Source organism: Mesorhizobium sp. P171375 (genome assembly GCF_057786075.1).
The window spans coordinates 5448760-5474255 of the sequence record NZ_JBYNWF010000001.1; the positions used below are offsets into that span (position 1 = coordinate 5448760).

Here is a 25496-nt window from a genome sequence, read left to right on the forward strand (position 1 = left end):
AGGGAGCCTGTGTGTTGCGCATGGGAGGTTTTCGCCCGGCGGTTACACCGCCTTGCCCACGCGCTTTCCTACGAGAATGAGTGCCTTCTTCATCGTGGCGGACAATAGAATTGGTTTTGCGCGGATGTCAACGGCAATCCGCGCGGCCTTTTGGGCCGCGCGGATTCACTTTTTATCAGGCGCCAAGCGTCACAGCCTTCGCCTTGGCCCAGCGCTCGAGGATCCTGCGCTCTTCCGGCGTTGCCAGACGATTGCCGAAACCGCGCACCTGCACCGCGCGATGCTGCTGGTCGAGCTCGATCGTCAGCAGCCGATCGGTCTTGCCCAGTGCCTTGCGCCGCAGCGTCCAGATCGAGGCGTAGCCGGCAATGCATTTGGCGGCATACATCGAGACGCAGTGATGCATAGCCCGGCTCTCGGCAACGAGATCCTCGGCCGTCTTCAGCTGGCGGATGGAGAACCACTCGCCGTACGCTTTCGCCTCCTTGGGTTGGGGGCGCCACTCCCAGTCCTCCAAGCGCGAGCCGGACCAGGCGTTGGTCTGCGCCGGTGCGCCGGCAGCCGGCCTGGCCCGAGCTTCTGCCCGCCGGCGCATCGCCTCGATGCGCTCGATCGCGGCCAGGTCGCGGTGCCAGTCCACCATCTGCCGGCGCAAGGAGCCAAGCGTACGGCCTTTCAGGCTATAAGCTCGGTCACGCCGGTGCCTGGCGCCGAGGAAATCGCAGAGATCGTCGATCTCCTCCCTCGACGCCGGATGCTCGCAGAAGAAGCGCGCCACCTCGCGCCAGAAGGCGAGATCGCTGCGCGGCGTGCGCGCGATCTTGGTGCGCGCAAGCCGTGCCGCCAGCCCGATATCGCCAGTGTAGGACCGCACGATCGCGAACCAGAACGCCTCCTCGAAGCCGAACTCGCCGGACACGTTCAGGAAGCAATGCACCTCCTTGCGCGACAGCCACGCACTGGCGCCCGCCTTGTAGAGCGAGTTGCCACCCGCAGCCGCGATGTACCAGGCCTTGCGCAGCTTGATCTCGTTGGCATCGAGCCCCGAACTGTCGAGCCAGATGGCTTCGAGCGCGGCAGGAACAGGGTAGATCGCGTAGAGATGACGCGCCGCGGCCAGCCGCAGACGCGCAGGGTCGCGCGTCTTCAGCTTCGGACGCCACAACTTGCCATCGCGGACCGCCATGCCGAAGCCGCGGTGTGCTTCCTCGATCGCCCGCTCGAAATCCGGAGCGGGACGCGGCGCGGCGGAGACCCGCTGCAGCGATGCCTGATATGCTTCAATACGTTGGCGCTCGGCATCCTGCCTGAGCTGTATCATGGACCTGGCCATGGCCGTTCTTCCCGATTGGAACCCTGTCAGCCGCGCGCAATTCCAGCGCCGGCACGGAATGTGTCGATCTGGACTGCCGTGACATGGACAGGTCTCCTCTTGGGGATAACGGGTTACGAATGGGCGGCGTCACTACGCCTACGGGGTTCTCGACGCAAGAGCCATTCTTTTAATGTTTACAATGGCCTAGGAGGCTGTTGTAAAGATGCATCTCGAGGTTTTGGGCAGCCGTCATCATCGGCGAAAGCTGCCAGCTCCAACCGTTTTGCCACGACTACGGTCGGGCATTTGATGCATGTCGATGTGGAGCGCCTTCGGCCGGTAACCGCTGCCGCACCTCGCGGCACGGCTCTCAGATCGTCAGGAAATGGATAAGCCGAAAAGGGGCTCAACCTGCCTGCCGCCAGCGGAGGCGCAAATGCGTGAACGTGATCTCATCGTCGCCTCCTTCAAAAGCGGGTTGGTACAGGGGGCGGCACGATGAAAAGGGTGCCGCTGGTTGGGCGCGGCTAATACATCGGAACGGGTACAACGGCAAGACGGTGAACGGGCGCCACGTCGGGGGAGTCAGGGCCAGTCGGCAACGGCAAGACTGGCAGACTCGCCGCTGATACCAACCCGCGATGAGGCAGTCGCGGCAGGCCGTCGCTCATAGGCTTTAGGCCGGTAGGCCAACGCACTTTCGCCGTCGAAGCAGAAACACATGGCTGTCCTCCCGGCCCGCTGGTCAGGTGCGATTGGCGAAGTCGCGGACGACCCGCTGCAGCAGCGGAACGTAGTCGCGAAACGTCCGCGTCTTCATGTTGGCCACCTTGCCGGCCTCGTCCCAGATGCGGACTCGCACCGCTTCCTCGTGAAACGGATTCTTGCGGAACTCGGCGACCTCCTCAGGCCTCATCGGCCCGCCCTGCAGCGACAGCGTATGGACCGAGGCCTGCGACAGTCTGCCGAAATAGGTCGGGTCGGTGGCGCAGAGATAGCGCTTGGCGGCGACATGCAGCCGGACGCATTCGACGATGACAGGCGGAAAGAACGGCGCCAGCACCTCGCCGCCGGCTTCATCATGGTGCTTGTCCTCGACATCGTCGGGCGAATAGGTGCCGAACTCGCTGGTATAGTGGCCGATGTCATGCAGCAGCGCTGCCGCCACCAGCACATCCGGCGCGCCGTCCTTTTCGGCAAACCAGGCGCCCTGCAACATGTGCTCCGACATGGTGACGGGCTCGCCGAGATAGGATTCCGCACCCCGGCGCTCAAAAATGTCGGCGATGAATTCGACGATGTTGTCCGCGTTCAGATCCTGGCCGCTCATTCCGCGGCCTCCTTGAAGCCGTGTTCGATTGCCGCCAGCGTCGACAACAGGCCGTCCTTGTCGGCGTAGCAGCCCTGCAGCCAGCGCTTGCCGGTCCCGGAGAACGCCTTGCGGGCATGCATGACGCGGGTGTTGTCGACGATGAAGGCCTGCCCCGCCTCGAGCTTGAAGGTCACTTCGAAGGACGGATCCTCGATCAGTTCGGCGAACCGGCGATAGGCGGCGTAGTAGGCGTCCATGTCGGCGAAGGGAACATCGACGGTGGGCGCCAGCGAGCGGTTGTTGAAGCGGATGGCAATGAGTTCGCCATCCGGCCCGAGCTCGATCATCGGCCGCTTGGCCTGCAATCGCACGCCCGACGAGCCGGCATATTCGAAGCGTGCCGGATATGAACTCAACAGACGAAAACCTTCGGGGTTCTCGGCCTGCAGCGCGGCCGCGACGGCAAAACCGTCGACCACGCTGGATTCACCGCCTTCAACCGTATTTTCGATGCAGGACAGGATTTGCAGCGTCGGCACCGGATCGCGATAGGGATTGTCGGTGTGCGCCTGCAGGCCGAGATTGGTGTAGGCCAGATTGGTCGGATTGACCTCGGCGCGGACTTCGAACCAGCGGCCGTAATTGGTTTCCCTGATATAGCCGAACAGATCGGAGACTTTGCACAGTGCCCCGGATTCGGCCGGCAGATCGTCCATCACCGCGAAGCCATAGGTCTTCACCGCCGACAGCCATTGCCTGAGCACCGCGCGGTCACGGCTGGCAGCGACGTAGCCCGCGCGCGGCAACGAGTTCTGCATCGAGGCCTTGGTCCATCGCACGGTGGCCTCGCCGGTCCAGCCGGGCTCGCGGGCGGCATCGCGATCATAGGCATTGGCACTCAGCCACGCGGCTGGAAAGCTGACGGTTTTCTGCTCGGGCACGAAGCTGATTTCGAGCGCATCGCCCTTGATCGCCGCAGTGCCGATCCGCGTTTGCGCCGGAATGTCGAGAATGGTGATCAGCCGCTGGCCGTTGCCGGCGCTGCGCGTCTTGTCGTCCAGCGCATTGTCGCGCAGCCACATGGCGTGAAAGCGGGTGCGCGTCCCATCCTTCCAGCCAAGGTCTATAGTTTTGCCTTCGTCGCCGATCAGCGCGTAGGTGAGCATGAAATCCGTTCCTGTCCGCTGTGCCCCGCAGCGAGGTCCGCAGGGCTTCCGATTGCATGGTGAAGGCGCAGCAGGCATAATTCAAATTATCATTTTGCGGGCAAAGGTCATAAACAACTTATGCCTCAATCAACCCTGCCCTTGCCGCCACTCGATTGGCTGCGCAGTTTCGAGGCCGCCGCGCGGCTGTCGAATTTCACCGCCGCCGCGGCCGAACTCGGATTGACCCAGGCGGCCGTCAGCCAGCACATCCGCTTGCTCGAAGGGCGGCTCAAGCATCCCCTGTTCATCCGCCTGGCGCGCGGTGTGGAATTGACGCCCGAGGGCGCCGCCTACCTGCCGCATCTGCAATCGGCCTTCGCGGTGATTGCCAACAGCACGCGCGAGCTGTTCGAAGCGAGAACGATCCAGAGCGTGACGATACGCTCGCCGATCTCCTTTGCCGTGCTGATGATCGCGCCGAAGTTGGCGCAAATGGCGAGCGACCTGCCCTTCGTCCAACTGCAGATCGAGACCATCCACACCCCGACCGACTATGGCGAGCGCTCCGGCATGCTCGACATCCGTTTCGGCACCGGCTCCTTTGCCGGACGCCAGGCCGATCGGCTCACCCGGGAAACATTGACGCCGATGGCGGCGCCGCACCTCGCCAAAATGCCGGACTGGACGCAATTGCCGAAACTCACGGTCGTCGGCGCGCGCGAAATGTGGGGCGAATGGTTCGCCGCCGCACGCATGAAGCCCACCATCGCGCCGGCGCACAAATTCGACAGTTTCGTCGCCGCGCTCGAGGCGGCAAAGCATGGCGCCGGCATGGTGCTCGGCTCACGCCCGCTGGCCGATGCGGCGCTGCGTGACGGATCGCTCGTCGCACTGTCCGATTTCGCCCTGTCGGGCGGCGCCGGCCACTATCTGACCGCCCCTTCCGGCGCCCATCTCAGCCGCGCCGAGGACGATGTCCGTCACTGGTTCGCAACCGTCTTCGGCCAGCACATGGCTGAGCGCCCGTAGCATTTGAGCCGGGCGCGGTCCGCACGGCGATTTCCCGATAAGTCTCTGAATACACGTCAAACTATTGGACGACGTGACGCGGCGCATGATTTGCCGCGATACTGCGCGAAGCCGGACGTCAAGCTTCGGCAGGGTTCCGCTCGCTACAGGCGGCCAGGAAAAATCGCGGAGGAAATTCAATGCTCGACAGGGCCCCCAATAAGAAGCTCTCAGACCTGCTCGATACCTTCGGCGCGGCACTCAGCGCCGGCGATATCGACAAGGCCGTCGCCTGCTTTCAGGAGGATTGTTACTGGCGCGATCTCGTCACCTTCACCTGGAACATCAAGACGATGGAGGGCCGCGATCAGGTGCGCGACATGCTGGTCAGCCAGTTGGCGAAGACCAAACCGTCGAACTGGGCGATCGCCAAGGGCGAGGACGCGAGCGAAAGCGACGGCGTGCTGGACGGCTGGATCAGCTTCGAGACAGCGGTGGCGCGCGGCTTCGGTCATATCAGGCTGAAGGACGGCAAGATCTGGACGCTGCTCACCACAATGGTCGAGCTCAAGGGCCATGAGGAACCGGCCGGCTTCGACCGCCCGCTCGGCGCCAAGCACGGCCATGGCAAGAACCGGCCGACGTGGAAGGAGGAGCGCGAGAAGGAAGCCGCCGAACTCGGCTTCAAGACGCAGCCCTACACGCTGATCATCGGCGGCGGCCAGGGCGGCATCGCGCTCGGCGCGCGTCTGCGGCAACTCGGCGTGCCGACCATCATCGTCGAGAAGAACGAGCGCGCCGGCGACAGCTGGCGCAGGCGCTACAAGTCGCTCTGCCTGCACGACCCCGTTTGGTACGACCATCTGCCCTATATCGATTTTCCCAGGAACTGGCCGGTCTTCGCGCCCAAGGACAAGATCGGCGACTGGCTGGAAATGTACGCCAAGGTGATGGAGCTGAATTACTGGTCCTCGAGCGAGGCCAAGAGCGCTGTCTACGACGACAAGAAAAAAGAATGGACGGTTGTCGTGCGCCGCGACGGCAAGGACATCACGCTGAAGCCGAAGCAGCTGGTGCTGGCCACGGGCCAGTCCGGCAAGGCCAACATGCCGAACTTCAAGGGCATGGAAAGCTTCAAGGGCGACCAGCATCACTCCTCGAAGCATCCCGGCCCCGACGCCTATGTCGGCAAGAAGGCTGTTATCATTGGTTCCAACAATTCAGCCCACGACATTGCGGCCGCCCTTTGGGAGGCCGGCGCCGACGTCACCATGGTGCAGCGCTCGACCACGCATATCGTCAAGTCGGACACGCTGATGGAGATCGGGCTGGGCTCGCTCTATTCGGAAAAGGCGGTCGAGAGCGGCATGACCACCGCCAAGGCCGACCTTGTCTTCGCCTCCCTGCCCTACAAGATCCTGCACGAATTCCAGATCCCGGCCTATGCGGAGATGAAGAAGCGCGACGCCAGCTTCTACAAGGGCCTGGAGAAGGCCGGCTTCATGCTCGACTGGGGCGACGACGGCTCCGGCCTGTTCATGAAGTATCTGAGGCGCGGCTCCGGCTACTACATCGATGTCGGCGCCTCCGACCTGATCATCGACGGCTCGATCAAGCTGAAGAGCGGCGTCGAGGTAAAGGAGGTCAAGGCGCACTCGGTGCTGCTCAGCGACGGATCCGAACTGCCGGCCGATCTCATTGTCTACGCCACCGGCTACGGCTCGATGAATGGCTGGGCGGCCGATTTGATCTCACGGGAGGTCGCAGACAAGGTCGGCAAATGCTGGGGCCTTGGCTCCAACACCACCAAGGATCCCGGGCCCTGGGAAGGCGAGCTGCGCAACATGTGGAAGCCGACGCAGCAGGAGGCGCTGTGGTTCCATGGCGGCAACCTGCATCAGTCGCGCCACTATTCGCAGTTCCTGTCGCTGCAGCTCAAGGCACGGATGGAAGGCATCGCGACGCCGGTCTATGCGCTGCAGCAGGTTCATCACAAGGGTTAGCGAAGGATAGTTACCGAGACTGGCCGATGCGCTTCCAGTAGATGAGCGTGCCGGTCAGGCCACCATGCGGCTTCAGGGCAAAGTCCGGTATTTCGCCGGTGAGCGTGAAGCCGAGTTTTTCGTAGAGGCCCGAAGCGCCCTCTTCCGTCGCGGTGTCCAGCACCAGCAGCGTGCGGCCTTTCTCGGCGGCGAGGGTTTCCGCGGCGCGCATCAGCCGGCTCGCTATGCCCTTGCCGCGATGTGCGAGCCGGGTCATCAATTTGGCGATCTCGGCGCGGTGCGGCTGGTTGTCAGGGAAATCGAGCAGCAAGGTCACGGTGCCGACGAGAGCATCGCCGTCCCAGGCGCCCAGCACCACCCTTTCACCTCTCTCTGCAGCCGTCAGCGACTGGTCCCAGAAGCCTTCCGCCGCCTGCCGGGACAAGGGATGCATGAAGCTGACCGAGCCGCCGGCCGCGACCGTCTCGATCAGCGTGTCGACCAGCGCGGCTAGCGTTGCAGCGTCACGGGTCAGGACCTTGATTTCGATGGAACTCATGCGTGATGTCCCTTGCTAATCCAGACGCACGACGCGGCGCCGTTTTCGTCCTGCCTTGATCGCGGTGATGCGATCGGCATCTTTCGGCTGCAGGTGCAGCCCGCGTTCGAGGATTTCGAGCGTGTATTCCTCGTAGGTCAGGCCGAGCCGTTCGGCCTTTTCCATGCGCATCAGCATGACGTCACGGCTCGGCGCCTTCCACGCCTTGGCGTGCGCTGCCTTCCAGGCGAGGAAGATGTATGGATCGCCCTTGCCCCATGGCGGGCCTTTGTAGTCGTCGAGCGGCGGTCCGCCATTATCGGAGCGCTTGGGACGTCTTGCCACGACCTCAGCCCCTGACCAGCGCGACCAGATAGTCGGCGGGCTGCGGCCCGAGGGCGTGGAACGTGCAGTCTGACGGTGCGCCGAGCGCCAGGCAGTCGCCGGGCTCGAGACTGTGCACGACATCGCCCTCGGTGAATTCGAGACGTCCGGAGATCAGCCACATCTGCTGCTTGATGAAGGCATAGGACGCTGCCGGGAAGCTTACCTTGGCGCCCGCCGGCAATTGCACCCGGATCAGTTCGAGCGGCATATCTGAGACCGGCGACAGATGCCGCCGGACGTAACCGGTGCCGGGATCTCGCCACACCGGCTGCTCGCTTTCGCGCAGCAGGCCGCCGCCTTGCTGCTCGGCGCGCGCAATCAGCGTCGACAGCGTCATGCCGAAGGCGGCGGCGATGCGCACCAAGAGCGCCGCGGTCGGGCTGGTCATGCCCCGTTCGATGGTGCTGAGCATGGCTTTGGAGACGCCGGAGCGGTCCGCCAGCTCCGCCAGCGACCAGTTGCGCGCGGTTCTTTCGGCGTGGATTCTTTTGCCGATCGTGGCGGATATATCGTTCGCTATATCAGTCATTAGTCCAATATATCGAAATTTCAGCATTGGGAAAGAGGCCGGTCGGTTGAATTTTCGCTAACGGGTTAACGCCTGCTACACCATCCCGCATCACGCCACCTTAACCCCATTTGTCTAGGGTCAACGCTCCAGGGAAATGGGGATCGGACCGTATGTTTGTCGAGCGCGAAGCCTCCGTCGGCGAACCGACCTCGCAGGAGCGCCGCCGCGCCGAGCAGAACGACAAGCGCATTCTGGGCAATGTCGTGCAGTGCGACGGCGCCCGCGCCACGATCAGCGCCTACGCCGACGACATCGAAGGGGCGGTCACCGGCCTGTGGACGGTCGGCAAGATGATCTCCATCAACCTCGGGACATCGCGCACGGTTGGCCTGGTCTATGAGATCGGCAAGTCGGATCGCGCCTGGAGCAATGAGGGGCAGAACCCGATCGAGGTGAACGTCGAGTTGATCGGCGAGGTGCGCGACGGCGCCGAGCCCGGCGACCGTCCGATTTTCGACCGAGGCATCACCACCTATCCCCATATCGGCGCCATCGCCCACCGCATCCGCAGCCGCGACCTGCAGGCGGTCTATGACCTCGCCGGGCGTCATTCGATCACCATCGGCACGCTGTCGCAGGACGAGGCGATCGACGCCAACATTGCCATCGACGACACGCTGGCGCGCCACTTCGCCATTGTCGGCACGACAGGCGTCGGCAAATCCACGGCGGTCTCGCTGCTCTTGCGCAAGTCGATCGCCGCCCGGCCCGATTTGCGCATCCTCATCCTCGATCCTCACAATGAATTCGCCGCGTCGCTACCGGAATTCTGCGTCAAGGTGGACTCCAAGACGCTCGATTTGCCGTTCTGGATGTTCAGGCTGGAGGAATTCGCCGAGGTGCTGTTTCGCGGCCGAGAGGTCGTGCCGGAAGAGGTCGATGTGCTGCGTGACCTGATCCCCGCCGCCAAGAATCTCTACCGCAACCCGAATTCCGGCTCCTATGTGCGGCGCGGCAGCGATGCGCTGACCGCCGACACGCCAGTGCCCTACCGCATGGTCGATCTCATCAAGCAGATCGACGAGCGCATGGGCCTCCTGGAAAGCAAGAACGACCGCCCGACGCTGAAATCGCTGAAGACGCGCATCGAGTCGGCGGCATCCGACCCGCGCTATCGCTTCATGTTCAATTCGCGGCTGATCGAGGATACGATCCACGAGACGATCGGCAACATTTTCCGGGTGCCGCATCATGGCCGCCCGGTGACCTGCTTCGAGATGGCCGGCATGCCGTCCGAAGTGGTCAATTCCGTCTGCTCCGTGCTGGCGCGCCTCGCCTTCGACCTCGCTCTGTGGAGCGAAGGCCGGCTGAAACTTTTGCTGCTGTGCGAGGAAGCGCATCGCTACATGCCGGCCGATCCGCGGCTCGGCTTCGCGCCGACAAGGCATGCGTTGTCGCGCATCGCCAAGGAAGGCCGCAAATATGGCTGCTATCTCGGCGTCGTCACCCAGCGTCCGGGCGAACTTGATCCGACCATCCTGTCGCAATGCTCGACCTTCTTTGCCATGCGCCTGGCCAACGAGCAGGACCAGGCAATCATCCGCTCGGCGATCGCCGATTCCTCCGCCTCGACGCTGGCCTTCCTGTCTTCCATGGGTCAGCGCGAAGCCATCGCCTTCGGTGAAGGCGTAGCGACGACCATGCGGCTGAAATTCGAAAAGCTCGCGCAGGAGCTAATCCCCGGCACAGCCAAGCGCGACGATCTGGAGTCGGATGTCGACGGCGATGTCGATCTCGCCGCGATCGTCGAGCGGCTGCGCAACGTGCCGAAGCCTCAGCAGCAGATGGCCTTCGCCGAGGTCGTGGATACCGGCCGCCAGGCCGGCGATCCAGATTACCGCAAGCCGCCAGCGCCGCGCGTCCAGCCAGACGACGATTTCGACATGCGCTACGGCCTGAAGCCCGCCACCTTCGGCATACGCCCGCAGAACGATTGAGCTTCAGCGTAACGTCCTTTTGCCGAACAAAGCCGCGTCGGCGTCCAAGGCCCGGCTTCGTTGGCCCGCTTGGGTAAATTCCGTCAGAAAATTCGTCAGGCTGAGTCGAATGGTGCTGTCTTCGAGAACCGGAGCGGAGCGGACATTAAGTCCGTGAGCACCGGATGCGCAGAGGGCAGCAGCAGGCGGCCAGCCTCACGAATTTAATGCCGGGATTTTAGGCGCAGACGCGGTTGCGGCCCTGCCTCTTCGCCTCATAGAGCTGGCGGTCGGCGCGGCGGTAAAATTCCTCGGCCGTTTCCTTGCGGTCCCAGACCGCAAGTCCGACGCTGGTGGTGATCTTGAGGCGGACATTGCCCGACAGCACCGACATATTGGCAACTGCCTTGCGGATGCGTTCGGCGAATTTCGCCAACAACTCCGCATCCATGTTGGGCGTGACCACGGCGAACTCCTCGCCGCCGAGCCGCGCCACCACGTCGTGATAGCGAGTCATACCTTTGAGGCAATTGGCGACTGCCCTCAGCACCTCGTCGCCGACATCGTGGCCATGTGTGTCGTTGACCTGCTTGAAATGGTCGAGGTCGAGGATCATCAGCCCGACGGGCTTTTCGATGCGGCGGAATTCTTCGAGATATTCCTTCAGCGCATCGTCGAAATAGCGCCGGTTCTGCATGCCGGTGAGACCATCGGTCAGCGCCGCATGCTGCAACGTTTCCGAACGGGCGCTGAGCGACACCGTCATCGCCCGCAGCTTGCCCTCTTCCGTCGCCTGTCTGCGGATTAGCGGGTAGATGAAGAACACACCGAAGAATAGCGCCGTCGCCAGGAGCACCCCGGTGATGAACAGCAGCCTGTTGAGGTAGACGATCCTCTCGATGCGGGAAGCCGTATCCATGTCGGCGGCGATGCCCTGCAAAAGGCCATAGGCATGAAGTGTCACCAGGCCTGCGGCGAGGATCACGAAAATAAAGACGAAAAATGCGGATTCCGCCTTGTGGAAACGCATCTGCTCCCCGTTGGAAAAGTACCTGCCTGATTTATGGCATGACGGCGCCTTACGGACAGTTAACCCAGACAACCGGAACGGGAATATTCATTCCGGATCCTGTTTCTTTAATTGTATTAGCAGCAGGAGAATCAAATCGCGGTTTGCAGGTCGTCACCAGGCTGCAATCTTAGCCATTCCGGCCCCAGCTGATGGCGAAACCACGTCGTTTGCCTCTTGGCATATTGCCGCGTCGCGGCCTTGCAGCGCTCGATGGCCTCAGGGAAGCTGATGTTATCAGCCATCGCGGCCGAGAGTTCGCGAACGCCGATTGCCTTCATCGCCGGCAAATCAGGATCGAGGCCAAGCGCCACAAGGCGTTTGACTTCATCGAGAGCGCCAAGATCGAGCATACGGTCGAACCGGCTCTCAATCCGCTCGACAAGGGCCGCGCGGTCCGGTTCGATGACGAAGAAACGCGCGCTGTCGCGGTCGATCAGCGGCCGGCCACGCGCCGCTTGCCATTCGAGAATGGAGCGGCCGGAGGCGTCAAGCACCTCCAGCGCCCGCACGATGCGCTGGCCGTCGGTCGGCTTCAGCTGCATAGCAACCGCCGAATCCTCGTGCATCAGGAGGCGATGCAGCTTGGCCGCGCCTTGCTCCTTCAACTCGTAGCGCCAGCGGTCGCGCACCTGCTGCGGAATGTCCGGCATTTCCGAAATGCCCTCGGCAAGGGCGCGAAAATAAAGCCCGGTGCCGCCGACGAAAATCACCGGTCGCTCAAAGGGAGGGCCATCGGGCCGCCGGGCAAGCGTACCGTCATCGATCAGCTTCATCACGTCGCGCAGCCAGGCACCGGTGGAATAGGCGGTGGAGGGATGCACGTGGCCGTAGAGAAAGTGCGGCGCGCGGCCAAGTTCGGCCGCGTTCGGCCGCGCCGTCAGCACATCGAGCACCGAATAGCCCTGCATGGAATCGGTGTTGACGATGACACCGTCCTTGCGCTCGGCGAGATCGAGCGCCAGTGCCGACTTGCCGCTCGCGGTCGGCCCGGCTATCAGGATCGCGTTCTTCACGCGGCCCTCGCCCGCCTGCCCGCTGGAATTTTCGATGCCGCTCATCGCCACGCTTGTATCCCACCCCGTCCGCCGCACCGTGTCGGCCTCGCTTGCGAATATGGCCTCACGCTCGGTCGGCGCAAGCGCTGTTCGCTGGCTGGGTGAAGGCGTTGCGTGCGATCTGGTGTTGGCCGAAGGGGCTGAAACCACTGAGACGATTGCCGCCTTGCGCGCTGCGCTTGCCTCCGAGCCTGTCGACGTGATCGTCCAGAAGGCCGACACGCGCCGCAAGACAATACTGCTCGCCGACATGGATTCGACCATGATCGACCAGGAATGCATCGACGAACTGGCCGACGAGATCGGCGTCAAAGATCGCGTTGCCGCCATCACGGCGCGCTCGATGAATGGCGAGATCGCCTTCGAGCCCGCCTTACGGGAACGCGTGGCGCTGCTGAAAGGCCTCGATACCGCCGTTGTCGACCGCATCATCGCCAACCGCCTGACGCTGGCGTCGGGCGGTCGCGCTCTGGTGCAGACGATGCGGGCCAATGGCGCCTGGACGGCACTCGTCTCCGGTGGCTTCGACGTGTTCACCAGCCGCATCGCGGACATGCTCGGCTTCCAGGAAAACCGCGCCAACCGCCTGATCGAGGAAAACGGGCGCTTTGCCGGCCTGGTCGCCGAGCCGATCCTCGGCCGCGCCGCCAAGGCCGATGCGCTGAACGAGATTTCGGCTCGCCTGGGCCTGACGCCGGCCGACGCCATTGCCGTCGGCGACGGCGCCAACGATCTCGACATGATCCGGCTTGCCGGCACCGGTGTTGCGCTCCACGCCAAACCCACCGTCGCCGCCGAAGCCAAAGTCCGCATCGACCATGGCGATCTCACCGCGCTGCTTTATGTGCAGGGCTACCGGCAGGAGGAATTCGTCGTATGAAACCGATGCGCACCGAACGCCTGATCCTGCGCAACTGGGAAGAACGCGACCGCGAACTCTTCCACCGCATCAATTCGGACGAGCGGGTGATGGAATTCTTTCCGTTCCGCCGCGACCGTGTCGAGACGGATGCCAAGATGGACGAATTTCGGGGTTGGATCGCCGAGGACGGCTTTGGTTTTGCCGCCGCCGAGATTGCCGCGACGGGCGAATGCATTGGCTTTGTCGGCCTCTTGGAGACCGATCACGTGCCGTCCATGCCTTCCGATACGATCGAGATCGGCTGGCGGCTGGCGCCGGAATTCTGGGGCAAGGGCTATGTCACCGAGGCCTCCGAAGCATGGCTCGCCTTTGGCTTCGAAACGCTTGACCGCGACGAAATCGTCTCCTTCGCCGTCGCGGCCAACCGCCGCTCGACGGCCGTCATGGAGCGTCTTGGCATGAGCCCTGACCCGGCTCGCGATTTCGACCACCCGTCCATCCCTGACAGCCACCCGCATCTCAAGCGGCATGTCCTCTACGCCCTATCGCGCAAGGACTGGCAGGCACGAAAAAGGGCGGCTCGCTAGCCGCCCTTTTCATTTCGAAATCAGATCGTTGCAGGCCTGACCGGACTCAATCCATCCGGATCGTGACAAACCGCAACTCGCCGGTCTTGGACGCCAGCATCAAGAGCGCATTCTTGCGCCCCTGTTCCTTCAGCGCGCCGATCCGGTCCATGACGTCCTTCGGGGTCGCGACCAATTCCTGGGCGATCTCGGTGATCACCTCGCCGGCCTGGATACCGCGCTCGGCCGCAGCCGAGTCCTTGGTAACGTCGGTGATGACGACTCCCGACACATCGGCCGCGATGCCGAACTTGGTCCGCGTCTCGTCATTGAGTTCGCCGACGGTCATGCCGAGCACCGAAGCCGTCGACACCGCCGGCGCCTTGTCGCCGCCCTTGTCCTCGTCGGTCGTGCCGTCTTCGCCGCTGGCGAGCTTCTCGCCGTCCTCGAGCCGGCCGAGCGTCACCTTCACCGTCTGCTCGACGCCCTTGCGCACGATGATCACGTCGACCGCCTTGCCGACCGGGCTTTCCGCCACGACGCGCGGCAGGTCGCGCATTTCATGAATGTCCTTGCCGTCGAACTTGATGATGACGTCGCCGGCGAGAATTGTTCCGTTGTCGACCGGTCCGCCCTTGATGACGCCGGCAACCAGCGCGCCCTTGGCGGTCGCCATGCCGAGGCTTTCGGCGATGTCGTCGGTCACCGGCTGGATGCGCACGCCGAGCCAGCCGCGGCGGGTTTCGCCGAACTGGCGCAACTGGTCGACGACGCCCGAGGCGATCTGCGAGGGGATGGAGAAGCCGATGCCGATCGAACCGCCCGACGGCGAGATGATCGCGGTATTGATGCCGATGACTTCACCCACGCTGTTGAACAACGGTCCACCGGAATTGCCGCGGTTGATGGCGGCGTCGGTCTGGATGAAGTCGTCATAGGGGCCGGAATTGATGTCGCGGTTGCGGGCCGAGACGATGCCGACCGTCACCGTGCCGCCGAGGCCGAACGGATTGCCGATCGCCATCACCCAGTCGCCGACGCGCATCTTGTTGGAATCGCCGAACTTCACCGCCGTCAGCTTGTGGCCCTTCGGGTCGACCTTGAGCACCGCGACGTCGGTCTTGGTGTCGGTGCCGACCAGCGTCGCCTTCAGCGTCACGCCGTCGGAGAAATTCACCTCGATGTCGTCGGCATCGGCAATCACGTGATTATTGGTCACGACAATGCCCTGCTCGGCATCGACGACGAAGCCGGAGCCCAGCGACTGCACCTTTTGCGAGCCGCCATCCTTGTCGCCGCCACGGTTCTTGAAGAAATCGTCGAAGAAATCCTGGAACGGCGAGCCCTCCGGCAGTTGCGGCATCGGCACCGCGCCCGGACCTTCCGTGCCCTTCACGGTCTGCGAGGTCGAGATGTTGACCACCGCGCCGAGCAGGCCTTCGGCGAGATCGGCGACCGAAGCCGGTCCGTTCGCGGCCACCGTCGGCGTCACGAAAGCCGGAACGGCAAGCGCGCCGACCATAAGTGCCGCAGCACCTGCGATGAACGTCCGCCGCGCGGCGCGCAGAAGGGTGTTGGATGTCATCGAGAGCCTCCCGGAATTGCTGAAAAGAAAAAGCGCTTCGGCAAAACGCCGCGTCGCGTCATGTTGGCAAGAAATACGGCACATCTGCGGCTATGACCACATCGGGAGGATAAATCCTCCGTTACACCTGATATCAGCGATCCTCAGCCACGCACCAGCCAGACAATGCCGACGCCGATGGCGATGGCCGCCAGCCCGACGATGCGGAGCGCATTTTCAGGCATCGACAGCACTTCGCCGGCAAGGCGTTTGGCAAGGCCGGGGAAACCGCCATAGACCAGGCCCTCGACGACGAGGACCAGGCCTATGGCCGCAAGAAAATCCTGCACCGCCCTACTGGGCGGGTGCAGGTTGCGCTGCCGGCGCGGCAGGTGCCGCCGGGGCCGCAGGCTTCGCGTCCGTGCCATCCGGATTGCGGAAGAAGCGGAAGAACTCCGAGTTCGGCGACAGCACCATCGTCGTCCCGGAGTTGTCCAGCGCCGTGCCGTAGGCATTCATCGACCGGTAGAAGTCGAAGAAGGCCGGATCGCGTTTGTAGGCATCGGCGAAAGTCGCGCTGCGCTGGGCCTCGCCCTCACCGCGCAGGATTTCCGATTCCTTGCGCGCTTCGGCGACGATTTCCACCACCTCGCGGTCGGCGCGTGCGGTGATGCGCTGCGCGGCCTCTTTGCCGCGCGCTCTCAGCCGTTCGGCCTCGGCCAGACGTTCGGCCTTCATGCGGTCGAAAGTCTGCTGCGAAACCTCAGCCGTCAGGTCGGTCCGGCGGATGCGCACATCCTCGATCTGCAGGCCGAGCGACGTCGCGTCCGGCCGAAGCTGATCGCGCACTTCGCGCATCATCACGGCCCGCTCTTCCGAGAGCGCCGCTTCGAAGTCGCGCAGACCGTAGACACGGCGCAACGCTGCGTCGAGACGCGTCCTCAGTCGGGCTTCGGCCAGTGTGATCTGACCGGACACGGCGGAGCGGAACACGCGCGGATCCGAGATGCGGTAAGCGATGAAAGCATCGACCTCGTAGAACTTGCCGCCCGAAACCTGGACGCGGATGTTGTCGAGATCGAAGCGCAGCACCCTGTTTTCGATCAATTGCACGCTGTCGGCATCGAAGAAGGCGAAAGGCGCCTTGAAATAGATGCCGGGCTCATTCTTGACATCGACGATTTCGCCGAACCGCAGCACGAGCGCCTGCTGGCGCGCGTTGACCACGAAGACCGAGGAGTAGATCAGGAACAGAAGCACGGCCGCGATGACGGCGAGGATGGGAAGACGATTGGCCATCACTGGGTTCCTCCGGTCGTGGCGCCAAGGGGCGCCGGCGCCTTCGGCTGCAGCGCCGGCAGCGGCAAATAGGGGACGACCCCTTGCCCATTGCCCTGTTCGACGATGACCTTGTTGGAGTCTTTCAGGACCTTCTCCATCGTTTCCAGATAAAGGCGCTTGCGCGTCACATCGGGGGCCTTGGCATATTCGTCATAGACCGAGATGAAGCGCTGCGCCTCGCCTTCGGCCTCCTGCACGACACGGTTCTTGTAGGCCGCCGCGTCTTCACGGACCTGTGCCGCCTCGCCGCGCGCCTGGCCGAGCTTCTGGTTGGAATACTGGTTGGCTTGCTCGACGAACTTGTCCTCGTCCTGTTCGGCGCGCTGCACTTCGTCGAACGCGTCCGCCACTTCACGCGGCGGCGCCGCGTCCTCGATCGAAACCGCGTTGACGTTCAGGCCGGCCTTGTAGCCGTCCAGCGTCGTCTGGATGATTTCGCGCACCGATGCGGCGATGCCCTGGCGATCGTCGCGGAAAATGTCCTGGGCGGGTCGCCGGCCGACTGCTTCACGCATGGCGCTTTCAGCGACCTGCTGCAGCATGCCTTCGGGATCGGAGACGTCGAACAGATAGGCCCTTGGATCGGAGACCTGGTAGGCCACCGAGAATTGGACGTTAACGATATTCTGGTCGCCGGTCAGCATCAGCCCGGAAGTGTTGCCGCTCGTCGCGCCGCCGCCGCCGATATCGACGAGTTGCTCGGCGATGTTGGCCGTCTCGACGGTTTCAACGGGCCACCAATGGAAATGCAGACCCGGCTGCGACAGCTCCGGCTTCGGCTTGCCGAAGCGCAGTTCGACCGCAACCTCGTCCGGCTGCACGGTATAGACCGCCTTGAACGCCCACAGCACGACCAGTGCCGCTGCGATCAGCGCAAAGACGGCCGGGCTGGCGCCGCCGCCACCGGGCAGCGCGCGCCGCAGCCGGTCCTGGCCACGGCGGATGATGTCCTCGAGATCGGGAGGTGACCCTTGCGGGCCGCCAGGCCCCTTTGGTCCCTGCCCCCAGGGTCCCTGATTGTTGCCGCCGCCGCCCCATGGGCCGCCGCCGCCACCGCTCTTGTCGTTCCAGGGCATGAATGTCCTTTCGCTTGGAATTCCCTCAGCGCCGGCCTTGCGGCGCAAAATCCAGTTGTTCTTCTATAGGGACGCCGCGATGCGCTTTCAACGCGATCCGACACTGCACCGTCCGATTTGGGCCGCTGCAAGCAGCAAATTCCAATAAGTTGCTCTATCAATGCGGCGTATTGTCGAGGGGCAGGCACCAAATGGCAAAAAGCGGCTTGGCATCCGCGCGCATGGCATGAACGATGTCAGGTGGATTGTAGACGACCCCGCCGACCCCGGGTTCATGCCACGCCTCGGCATGCTGCCGCCACTCACCCTGCGACAGGACCAGGTAAAGCTCTTCCGGCGGATGCCGATGATCTGGATATGTCGTGTGCGGCGCCATGACCGACAGTCCGATCTCGATTTGACCGCTCGGGACGAAACCGCCCGGGCCGACAATGAAGGAATCGGCGTAATTCTCGGCCAGCACCGCCGACTTGCGACGCTCGCTTTGATTGTTCCAGCTGAGATGCGGCTCGATCTCGCGCAGCGCGGCGGCGAGCTTGCCGAGATTGCCGCCGATCGTTTCAAGCTCGGCAAAGCATGCCGGAAGGTGGCGACAAGCCGGCTGGCGCTGGGGTCGCTCACCGCTTGCCCGCGGCGCCTCAAGCGCGGTGTTGCCGAAGATCCGCTGGTGCGCAGCTTCACGCGCAGGTTCATTTCCCATACGCGAGCGTATCTCCGCGCTCAGTAAATCCATGAAGGCACCGAGCGGCTGATGCTTGTTATCCGTCATGAGGACACCTGGGTCATTGGTCGGCTGCGCTCGTAAACCGTGTAGCGCGTCGCGTGGCTGTCCTTTTCGCCGGCCGGAAAATCCTCCGAACGCACAATTTGCCAGCTGCCCGGATCGATGTCAGGGAAATGCGCATCGCCGTCGACCTTGGCCAGCACATGGGTGACATGCAGGCGGTCGGCAAGCGGCAGCGCCTGCGCATAGATCTCGCCGCCGCCGATGACACAGATTTCGTCGACGCCGCTCATGCAACGCCCACGCACCGTGGCCAGCTGGATTGCGGCTTCCAGCGAATTTGCTGTTTCAACGCCCTCGGCGCGCCAGGCCTTGTCGCGGGTCACCACGATGTTCAATCTGCCCGGCAGCGGCCGGCCGATGCCCTCATAGGTCTTGCGGCCCATGATGACGGGCTTGCCCATAGTGTCGGCCTTGAACCGCTTGAGATCGGTGGACAGCCGCCACGGCAGGCCGCCGTCACGCCCGATGACGCCGTTCTCGGCGATGGCGACATAGATCGCGACGTCCATCAGTTGGCTTCCCCGGCGCCGTCATCCGACGGCTCCAAAAGCAATATATCGATATCGCGCTCGGGATAGAAATCCTTCGCCGTCATCTCGAAGGTCGTCGGCCCGACCTTTTTTACATTGTCGCCGCAGAACGAAATCAGCGCTTTCGGATTGCCCTTGTCGACGGTCAACTTGAACTTGCCGATGCTGCCGTTCGCCCAGTTTCCACCGGTGGTCAGGATATAGGCGATGCGTTTCTCATAGTATTTGGGATAACCGTCCGGATCGTCCTTGGCCGCCTTGCGCACCGCATTGTCGAAATTGTTGTCCATGCAGTAGCGAGTCTTGTAGGCAGCATACTGGCTGCCCTGGAACTGGCCGTCATAGAAGAAGCTGACCGATGACGTCCCGCCGACGCTGGGCTTGTAGCGGTGCGAGACAAGGACATCCTTGTTGGCCGGAAATGTCGAGCGCCACCAATAGGTCGAGCGCAACTGCCACCACGGTGTATAGACCTTGTTCGCCTCGGTACCGTCGCTGCCCGTGTCCTCGATGATGATGCCGCGGTTCTCCCAATCCTCGGCGACCGCTTTCGGCAGCTTCGCCAGGGTCGCCTTGGCCGCATCGCCGAATGGATTGAACGGCACGTTCTGCGCCTTCAGATCGGCGCCGATATCGATGCCGACAGCGAACACTTTCTGCTCGAGCTGCGGCTTTACCGGCTCGCCATCGATCGTCACCTCGAAGCCGAGGAAATTGTCGCTCTGGTTTTCCGGGATGGCCGGCATTTCCTCTGGATCGCCTTCGATGTCGGGCAACGGGAAGGCGACGATGGCATTTACATCCTTGTCGGTGTTGTTGTGGAAAACATAGTCGACCGTCACCTTTTCCGGCGAGATGGTGAGATCCTCGCTTTGCATCGCCACCGCATCGCTGCGTGACAGGATCAGGCCACCGGTGCCGAGTTCGGCGGTCGAATCATTGGCCAGTGCAGGCGCGGCTGAAAGCGCCAGCATGGTGGTAAGAACATAGCGCAGCATGAAAGCCCCCTCGGCGAGAATGCGCCGCGACCCTAGCGGTTTCAATGTGGCGTTTCAAAGCCCTTCCGTCTCCCAGCAGGACGTCACAGTGTCTGGACACGCCAATCGGCGGTCTGGACTAACAGGTTTCGATCGGGCAGGAGTTCGCGTCATGCGCAAGCTTCTCGTCATCGGCATCGGCGCCGGCAATCCCGATCATATGACCGTGCAGGCGATTGATGGCCTGAACCGGGCGGACGTCCTGTTTATTCCCGACAAGGGCGCGAAAAAGAACGATCTTGCCGAACTGCGCCGGCATATCTGCGACCGTTTCGTCAAAAACCCGAAATCACGCCGCGTCGAATTCGACGTGCCGGTGCGCGCCGAGCCGGCGCCGTCCTACCGCTCGACCGTCGACGACTGGCACGAGGCAATTGCCGAAATCTACGAAGGCCTGATCCGCGACGAGCTTGCCGAGAACGGCTGCGGCGCTTTCCTGATCTGGGGCGACCCTTCTCTCTACGACAGCGCGCTGCGTATCCTCGAGCGGGTGCGGCTCAGAGGCAATGTCGGGTTCGAGTTGGAGGTCATTCCCGGCATCACTGCCGTCCAGGCGCTCGCCGCCAGCCACAAAATGGCGCTGAACCGTATCGGCGACCCCGTGCTGATCACCACCGGCCGCCGCCTGACCGAGCAAGGCATGCCGCAAAATGCCGGCAGCGCGGTGGTCATGCTCGACGGTAAATGCGCTTTCAACACGCTGGCCGACAAGGATCTGATCATCCATTGGGGCGCCTATCTCGGCACACCCGACGAAATCACTCTCTCCGGCCGCCTAGGTGATGTCGGCGAGGAGATTGAGAAAATCCGTGAACAAGCCCGTCGGAAGAAGGGCTGGATCATGGACACCTATCTGCTGCGCAAGGCAGGAGAAGACGATTAAGCCTACTGCCCTACTGCCCTACTGCCCTACTGCCCTACTGCCCTACTGCCCTACTGCCCTACTGCCCTACTGCCCTACTGCCCTACTGCCCTACTGCCCTACTGCCCTACTGCCCTACTGCCCTACTGCCCTACTGCCCTACTGCCCTACTGCCCTACTGCCCTATCCAGCATCAATCTCCGCCTGCAACGCCTCCATGTGCGTGGCCGCTGCCGCGGCCGCCGCCCGTTCGATGGCACGGAATCGGCTGACCACCGCCAGGCCGACCGAGGTCAGCTGCGCGCCGCCGCCCCTGCGGCCGCCGGTCTGCGCTGCGACCAGCGGCTTGCCGAACACGCGGTTCATGTCCTCGACCAGATCCCAGGCGTGCTTGTAGGACATCTCCATGCCGCGCGCCGCGGCCGAGATCGAGCCGAAGGTGGCGATCTGCTCCAAAAGCTCGATCTTGCCCGGACCGATGCGCCCGTCCGGATCGAGATTTATCCGCAAGCTCAGCGACGGCATGTCGTGTCCTCCACGGTCACATTAGCCTCTCTCGATCCATAGCGCTATTCCAAAACGATATAGCGGCTATCAGCCATCCGCTTCAGCCGGCAGCCCGGCGCCGGTATTGGCTCTGTCGAAGCTCACCGTCTTGACCACCGCGAACACCTTGCTCCCCAACTGGAGCCTCAGCGCGTGTCGCGACTGCTCGGTGATGCGGGCAAGCACGGTTGCGCCGTTGCAGTCGATGCCGACCTCGACCGTTGGCCCCTCACCTGGACTTACCGCGACTATGATGCCCGGCAGGATGTTGAGCGCGCTGAGGCCCGTCGGCTGTTCTGTGGCGACCATCACGTCGCGGGCGCGGATGCGAATGCGCACCGGCGCACCGACCGATATAGCCAGCCGCGGCACCCGGATTTCGCCCGCCGCCGAACCGAGCACGCTCATGCCGAACGCCTCGTCGTGGCGCAGCACTTTGGTGTCCAGCACCGCGCCGCCCTCGCCGCGCTCTTCCGCCGGCAACAAATCGAGCCGTTGCATGATCGCGCCGGTCGGGCCTGAGGCAGCGACCTTGCCTTGCGCCATCACCACCACGTCGCTCGCCAGCCGCGCCACCTCGGCGACGGAGTGGCTGACATAGACGATCGGCAGCTTGGTCTCGTCGCGCAGCCGCTCGATATAGGGCAGGATTTCAGCCTTGCGCGCATCGTCGAGCGAGGCCAGCGGCTCGTCCATCAACAGCAGCTTCGGGCTGGCCAGCAGCGCCCGGCCGATCGCTACCCGCTGCTTCTCGCCGCCCGACAGTTTTGCCGGCCGCCGGTCGAGCAGTGGACCGATGCCGAGCAGTTCGACGACAGCGTCCATCTCAGCATAGCGTTCCGGCGGCGGCGTGAACCAGCGCCCATAGCGCAGATTGCCGGCCACGCTCATATGCGGGAACAGCCGCGCATCCTGGAACACCATGCCGATGCGGCGCTTGTGCTTCGGCACGAAAATGCCGGCGCTGGTGTCGACCAGCACACGACCGTCGACCGCGATGCGTCCCTTGTCGGGTCGGATCAGGCCGGCGATCATGTTGATCAACGTCGTCTTGCCGGAGCCTGAGGGCCCGAACAGCGCCGTCAGCCGCCCGGCACTTTCGAAGCGCGCGTCGATGGCGAACTCACCGAGACGATGGCTGATGTCGACAACGACGCTCATTCGATGTCCATCCGCCGGCCAACGCGCCGCGCCAGCACTTCCGAGGCGACCAGGGCCGCCATCGAAATGACGATGGAGATTAGCGTCAGCCGCAGCGCCCCGTCATCGCCGCCCGGCACTTGCGTAAAAGTGTAGATCGCCGAAGGCAGCGTCTGCGTCTCGTTGGGAATGTTGGAGACGAAGGTGATGGTGGCGCCGAACTCGCCCATCGCCTTGGCGAAGGACAGGATCGAGCCGGCGATCAGCCCGGGCAGGGTCAGCGGCAGCGTGATCGTGGCGAAAACAAATAGCGGATTCGCGCCGAGCGTGCCTGCGGCGGCTTCCATCTTGCGGTCGACGGCCTCGATCGACAGCCGGATCGCCCGCACCATCAGGGGGAAGCCCATGATGCCGCAGGCCAAGGCAGCGCCTGTCCAGCGAAACGAGAAGACGATGCCGAAATGCTCGGCCAGGAACGCACCGGCCGGCCCGCGACGACCGAAGGTGAGCAGCAAGAGATAGCCGGTCACCACTGGCGGCAGGATCAGCGGCAGATGCACCACGCCGTTGAGCAGCGTCTTGCCCCAGAATTTTCCGCGGGCAAGCAAGAGCGCAATCGCGATGCCCGGTGGCAGGCTGAACAGCATCGCCACCGTCGCCACCTTGATCGACAGCCGGACCGCATTCCATTCGTCGGGAGTGAGGTCCAGCAGCCAGTTCATGCGTCAGGCGCTACCTTAATTGCTCGGCGTGAGCACGGTGAAACCTTGATCCCTAAACAGCTCGGCCGCCTTGGCGGACTGCAGGCACTTCAGGAAGGCCGGCGTATCCTTGTCCTTTGAATCAGCGATCTGGGCAACCGGATAGATGATCGGCGGATGCGAATCCTCCGGGAAGGTGCCGACCACCTTGACGCCCTTGTCGGCATGCGCATCGGTCGCATAGACGATGCCGAGCGGTGCTTCACCCATCGAAACCAGCTTCAATGCGGCGCGCACATTCTCGGCCTGCGCCACCTTGCCTTCGACCGACGACCAGACGCCGAGCGATTCAAGTGCCGCCTTGCCGTATTTGCCGGCCGGCACCGCCTTGAAGTCGCCCATGGCGAGCTTGCCGTCGCCAACCAGCTTGGCGAGATCAAAACCTTTCTCGATCTTGGTCTCGACCTTCGAATCCTTCGGCGCGACCAGCACGATCTGGTTGCCGAGCAGCTTCACCTCGGTGTCCGGCTTGGTCAGTTTCTTGTCGGAGAGATATTTCATCCAGTCGAGATCGGCCGAGATGAAGACGTCGGCCGGAGCGCCGCCCTCGATCTGCTTGGCCAGTGCCGAGCTTGCGGCGTAGGAGATAGTCGCGGCCTCGCCGACATCGGCTTCGCAGACCTTGTTCACCGCATCGAGCCCGTCCTTGAGGCTGGCCGCGGCAAACACGATCACCTTGTCCTCCGCATGCGCGGCCGGTATCGCGGCCATAAGCGCCGCGGCAAAGCCGCCGACCGCGATCGCTCTCAATCCAAAACCTTTGTGCCTCGACATGAAAACTCTCCCTAGGGTTGAAATCCGTCCGGCTCGGCGCCTGCCGATCGATATATCCGGATGAATATAACAAGGGAAGGCCGCCAGCCGTCGAAAGCGTCTGTTCGGCATCGATTGTTCTGGTTTTGACGGGAACAGACCTTTGCAAAGGAAGCCCATGAAAATCAGCGCACGCAACATCCTCAAGTGAACGGTCACCGAGATCGTCAAGGGCGCCACCACCTCGCATGTCCGCATCGACGTCGGCGGCTCGGTCGTCACCGCTTCGATCACCAACGAGGCCGTCGCCGATCTCAAGCTCGAAAAAGGCAAGCAGGCCTATGCCGTGATCAAGGCATCGGATGTCATGGTCGGTATCGACTGAAGGAACGGCGGATCAGACCGCGATCGGCGCCTTGATCGTGGCGTCAGCAAAATAGTTCTCCAGCCGGAAATCCTCGGAGCGGAAGGCAAACAGGTCCTTCACGTCAGGGTTGATCCACAGCGTCGGCAGCGCCTTGGGCGTACGCCGCAACTGCTCGCGCGCCTGCTCGAAATGGTTGGAATAGAGATGCGCGTCGCCCAGCGTGTGGACGAAATCACCAGGCTTCAGCCCGGTGACCTGCGCCACCATCAGGGTCAGCAGCGCATAGGAGGCAATGTTGAAGGGCACGCCGAGGAAGATGTCGGCCGAGCGCTGGTAGAGCTGGCAGGACAGCTTGCCCTCCGAGACGTAGAATTGGAACAGGCAGTGGCAGGGCGGCAACGCCATGGCCTCGACCTCGGCCGGGTTCCACGCCGAAACGATCAGCCGGCGCGAAATCGGATTCTTGCGTATCTCCTTGAGAAGATTGGCAATCTGGTCGATCGATCCGCCATGGCCATCCGGCCAGGAGCGCCATTGCTTGCCATAGACCGGGCCGAGATCACCATTCTCGTCGGCCCACTCGTCCCAGATCGAAACGCCATGGTCGTTAAGGTATTTTATGTTGGTGTCGCCGGCCAGGAACCACAGGAGTTCATGGATGATCGACTTCAGATGCAGCTTCTTGGTCGTGGTGACGGGAAAGCCGCGCGAGAGATCGAAGCGCATCTGGTAGCCGAACACCCCACGCGTGCCGGTGCCGGTGCGGTCGCCGCGATCGGCGCCATTGTCCAGCACATGCTGCAAAAGGTCTAGATACTGGCGCATCGGCTTTGCCTCGATTCGGGGTTTCGTGATAGTAGCCGACTGGCGGGCCGCCGAACACATCAAAAGGCACCAGACGCGGCTTCCCCCATCACTCTTTCAAGGGTTGGCGCTGCCCCTCACCTGCCTGCCGGCATCCTCTCCCCGTATAGTGACGGGGAGAGGGGCGCTCTCATTG

At 63.2% G+C, this 25496-nt stretch carries 27 protein-coding genes; 7 read left to right on the forward strand and 20 right to left on the reverse strand.

Annotated features, from left to right (window positions below; genetic code table 11):
- Nucleotides 1-175 precede the first annotated feature (175 nt).
- From ACYHH6_RS26645 to tmpA, 3 genes are all read right to left on the reverse strand, one after another.
- Nucleotides 176-1333, reverse strand: a complete 1158-nt coding sequence (locus ACYHH6_RS26645) for a PcfJ domain-containing protein (RefSeq protein ID WP_352584016.1) — start codon at nucleotides 1331-1333, stop codon at nucleotides 176-178.
- Nucleotides 1334-2060: 727 nt separating this feature from the next.
- Nucleotides 2061-2645, reverse strand: coding sequence for a (R)-1-hydroxy-2-trimethylaminoethylphosphonate oxygenase (tmpB, locus tag ACYHH6_RS26650; RefSeq protein WP_352584014.1), 585 nt, complete (start codon nucleotides 2643-2645; stop codon nucleotides 2061-2063).
- A complete protein-coding gene (gene tmpA, locus ACYHH6_RS26655) occupies nucleotides 2642-3793 on the reverse strand; it encodes a 2-trimethylaminoethylphosphonate dioxygenase (RefSeq protein ID WP_352584013.1) in 1152 nt (383 codons plus the stop codon). The genes tmpB and tmpA overlap by 4 nt, the downstream gene beginning before the upstream one ends.
- Nucleotides 3794-3913: 120 nt before the next feature.
- Between tmpA and ACYHH6_RS26660 the strand changes: the two genes are divergently transcribed.
- Nucleotides 3914-4804 (forward strand): LysR family transcriptional regulator, encoded by an 891-nt coding sequence (locus tag ACYHH6_RS26660; RefSeq protein WP_352584011.1) that lies wholly within the window; start codon nucleotides 3914-3916, stop codon nucleotides 4802-4804.
- Between the two features lie 179 nt (nucleotides 4805-4983).
- The gene (locus ACYHH6_RS26665; protein ID WP_352584010.1) at nucleotides 4984-6786 is read left to right on the forward strand and encodes an NAD(P)-binding domain-containing protein; all 1803 of its coding nucleotides are present in this window, start codon (nucleotides 4984-4986) and stop codon (nucleotides 6784-6786) included.
- Between the two features lie 10 nt (nucleotides 6787-6796).
- Here the strand turns inward: ACYHH6_RS26665 and ACYHH6_RS26670 are convergent, their stop codons facing one another.
- Genes ACYHH6_RS26670 through ACYHH6_RS26680 form a run of 3 tightly spaced genes read right to left on the reverse strand, consistent with a single transcriptional unit; the run spans nucleotide 6797 to nucleotide 8219 of the window.
- Complete coding sequence (locus ACYHH6_RS26670; RefSeq protein WP_352584008.1) at nucleotides 6797-7324, reverse strand: GNAT family N-acetyltransferase; 528 nt, start codon at nucleotides 7322-7324, stop codon at nucleotides 6797-6799.
- Between the two features lie 15 nt (nucleotides 7325-7339).
- Nucleotides 7340-7648 (reverse strand): hypothetical protein, encoded by a 309-nt coding sequence (locus ACYHH6_RS26675; RefSeq protein WP_352584007.1) that lies wholly within the window; start codon nucleotides 7646-7648, stop codon nucleotides 7340-7342.
- Nucleotides 7649-7652: 4 nt separating this feature from the next.
- Entirely contained in the window at nucleotides 7653-8219 is a 567-nt protein-coding gene (locus ACYHH6_RS26680; RefSeq protein WP_352584005.1) for a helix-turn-helix domain-containing protein, read from the reverse strand.
- A gap of 152 nt (nucleotides 8220-8371) precedes the next feature.
- Between ACYHH6_RS26680 and ACYHH6_RS26685 the strand changes: the two genes are divergently transcribed.
- The gene (locus tag ACYHH6_RS26685) at nucleotides 8372-10198 is read left to right on the forward strand and encodes an ATP-binding protein (protein WP_352584003.1); all 1827 of its coding nucleotides are present in this window, start codon (nucleotides 8372-8374) and stop codon (nucleotides 10196-10198) included.
- 217 nt (nucleotides 10199-10415) lie between these two features.
- On the opposite strand, the gene ACYHH6_RS26690 is transcribed toward ACYHH6_RS26685, so the two are convergent.
- A complete protein-coding gene (locus ACYHH6_RS26690) occupies nucleotides 10416-11207 on the reverse strand; it encodes a GGDEF domain-containing protein (RefSeq protein ID WP_352559184.1) in 792 nt (263 codons plus the stop codon).
- A 131-nt stretch (nucleotides 11208-11338) separates the two neighbouring features.
- On the reverse strand, nucleotides 11339-12307 hold the full coding sequence (gene miaA, locus ACYHH6_RS26695) for a tRNA (adenosine(37)-N6)-dimethylallyltransferase MiaA (protein WP_352584001.1): 969 nt from the start codon (nucleotides 12305-12307) through the stop codon (nucleotides 11339-11341).
- Here miaA and serB point away from each other — a divergent pair.
- Nucleotides 12297-13184: a phosphoserine phosphatase SerB gene (gene serB, locus ACYHH6_RS26700; RefSeq protein ID WP_352583999.1), complete on the forward strand. Its 888-nt coding sequence runs from the start codon at nucleotides 12297-12299 to the stop codon at nucleotides 13182-13184. The two genes, miaA and serB, sit on opposite strands and share 11 nt — an antisense overlap.
- Nucleotides 13181-13753: a GNAT family N-acetyltransferase gene (locus tag ACYHH6_RS26705; protein ID WP_352583998.1), complete on the forward strand. Its 573-nt coding sequence runs from the start codon at nucleotides 13181-13183 to the stop codon at nucleotides 13751-13753. Before serB ends, ACYHH6_RS26705 begins: the two co-directional genes overlap by 4 nt.
- 46 nt (nucleotides 13754-13799) lie before the next feature.
- Here the strand turns inward: ACYHH6_RS26705 and ACYHH6_RS26710 are convergent, their stop codons facing one another.
- The 7 genes from ACYHH6_RS26710 to ACYHH6_RS26740 form a co-directional block, all read right to left on the reverse strand.
- On the reverse strand, nucleotides 13800-15317 hold the full coding sequence (locus tag ACYHH6_RS26710; protein WP_488500488.1) for a DegQ family serine endoprotease: 1518 nt from the start codon (nucleotides 15315-15317) through the stop codon (nucleotides 13800-13802).
- Between the two features lie 143 nt (nucleotides 15318-15460).
- Entirely contained in the window at nucleotides 15461-15646 is a 186-nt protein-coding gene (locus ACYHH6_RS26715; protein ID WP_112560446.1) for a DUF2065 domain-containing protein, read from the reverse strand.
- A 4-nt stretch (nucleotides 15647-15650) separates the two neighbouring features.
- A complete protein-coding gene (gene hflC, locus ACYHH6_RS26720) occupies nucleotides 15651-16595 on the reverse strand; it encodes a protease modulator HflC (protein WP_112560445.1) in 945 nt (314 codons plus the stop codon).
- Nucleotides 16595-17713: an FtsH protease activity modulator HflK gene (gene hflK, locus ACYHH6_RS26725; RefSeq protein WP_352583994.1), complete on the reverse strand. Its 1119-nt coding sequence runs from the start codon at nucleotides 17711-17713 to the stop codon at nucleotides 16595-16597. The genes hflC and hflK overlap by 1 nt, the downstream gene beginning before the upstream one ends.
- 157 nt (nucleotides 17714-17870) lie before the next feature.
- The gene (locus ACYHH6_RS26730) at nucleotides 17871-18482 is read right to left on the reverse strand and encodes a dimethylsulfonioproprionate lyase family protein (RefSeq protein WP_352583992.1); all 612 of its coding nucleotides are present in this window, start codon (nucleotides 18480-18482) and stop codon (nucleotides 17871-17873) included.
- The gene (locus ACYHH6_RS26735) at nucleotides 18479-19009 is read right to left on the reverse strand and encodes a dihydrofolate reductase (RefSeq protein ID WP_352583990.1); all 531 of its coding nucleotides are present in this window, start codon (nucleotides 19007-19009) and stop codon (nucleotides 18479-18481) included. Before ACYHH6_RS26735 ends, ACYHH6_RS26730 begins: the two co-directional genes overlap by 4 nt.
- The gene (locus ACYHH6_RS26740; protein ID WP_352583988.1) at nucleotides 19009-20028 is read right to left on the reverse strand and encodes a DUF4424 domain-containing protein; all 1020 of its coding nucleotides are present in this window, start codon (nucleotides 20026-20028) and stop codon (nucleotides 19009-19011) included. The genes ACYHH6_RS26735 and ACYHH6_RS26740 overlap by 1 nt, the downstream gene beginning before the upstream one ends.
- Nucleotides 20029-20179: 151 nt before the next feature.
- Between ACYHH6_RS26740 and cobF the strand changes: the two genes are divergently transcribed.
- Nucleotides 20180-20950: a precorrin-6A synthase (deacetylating) gene (gene cobF / locus ACYHH6_RS26745; protein WP_352583986.1), complete on the forward strand. Its 771-nt coding sequence runs from the start codon at nucleotides 20180-20182 to the stop codon at nucleotides 20948-20950.
- A 162-nt stretch (nucleotides 20951-21112) separates the two neighbouring features.
- Here cobF and ACYHH6_RS26750 read toward each other — a convergent pair whose 3' ends face one another.
- From ACYHH6_RS26750 to modA, 4 genes are all read right to left on the reverse strand, one after another.
- Nucleotides 21113-21454: a winged helix-turn-helix domain-containing protein gene (locus tag ACYHH6_RS26750; protein WP_352583984.1), complete on the reverse strand. Its 342-nt coding sequence runs from the start codon at nucleotides 21452-21454 to the stop codon at nucleotides 21113-21115.
- A gap of 69 nt (nucleotides 21455-21523) precedes the next feature.
- Entirely contained in the window at nucleotides 21524-22636 is a 1113-nt protein-coding gene (modC, locus tag ACYHH6_RS26755; RefSeq protein ID WP_352583983.1) for a molybdenum ABC transporter ATP-binding protein, read from the reverse strand.
- The gene (modB, locus tag ACYHH6_RS26760; RefSeq protein WP_352583981.1) at nucleotides 22633-23337 is read right to left on the reverse strand and encodes a molybdate ABC transporter permease subunit; all 705 of its coding nucleotides are present in this window, start codon (nucleotides 23335-23337) and stop codon (nucleotides 22633-22635) included. Before modB ends, modC begins: the two co-directional genes overlap by 4 nt.
- Nucleotides 23338-23352: 15 nt before the next feature.
- A complete protein-coding gene (modA, locus tag ACYHH6_RS26765; RefSeq protein ID WP_352583979.1) occupies nucleotides 23353-24150 on the reverse strand; it encodes a molybdate ABC transporter substrate-binding protein in 798 nt (265 codons plus the stop codon).
- 202 nt (nucleotides 24151-24352) lie between these two features.
- On the opposite strand from modA, the gene ACYHH6_RS26770 reads away from it, so the two are divergent.
- Nucleotides 24353-24514 (forward strand): TOBE domain-containing protein, encoded by a 162-nt coding sequence (locus ACYHH6_RS26770; RefSeq protein WP_352584338.1) that lies wholly within the window; start codon nucleotides 24353-24355, stop codon nucleotides 24512-24514.
- A 12-nt stretch (nucleotides 24515-24526) separates the two neighbouring features.
- Here the strand turns inward: ACYHH6_RS26770 and ACYHH6_RS26775 are convergent, their stop codons facing one another.
- On the reverse strand, nucleotides 24527-25321 hold the full coding sequence (locus ACYHH6_RS26775) for a thymidylate synthase (RefSeq protein ID WP_352583977.1): 795 nt from the start codon (nucleotides 25319-25321) through the stop codon (nucleotides 24527-24529).
- Nucleotides 25322-25496: the final 175 nt, after the last annotated feature.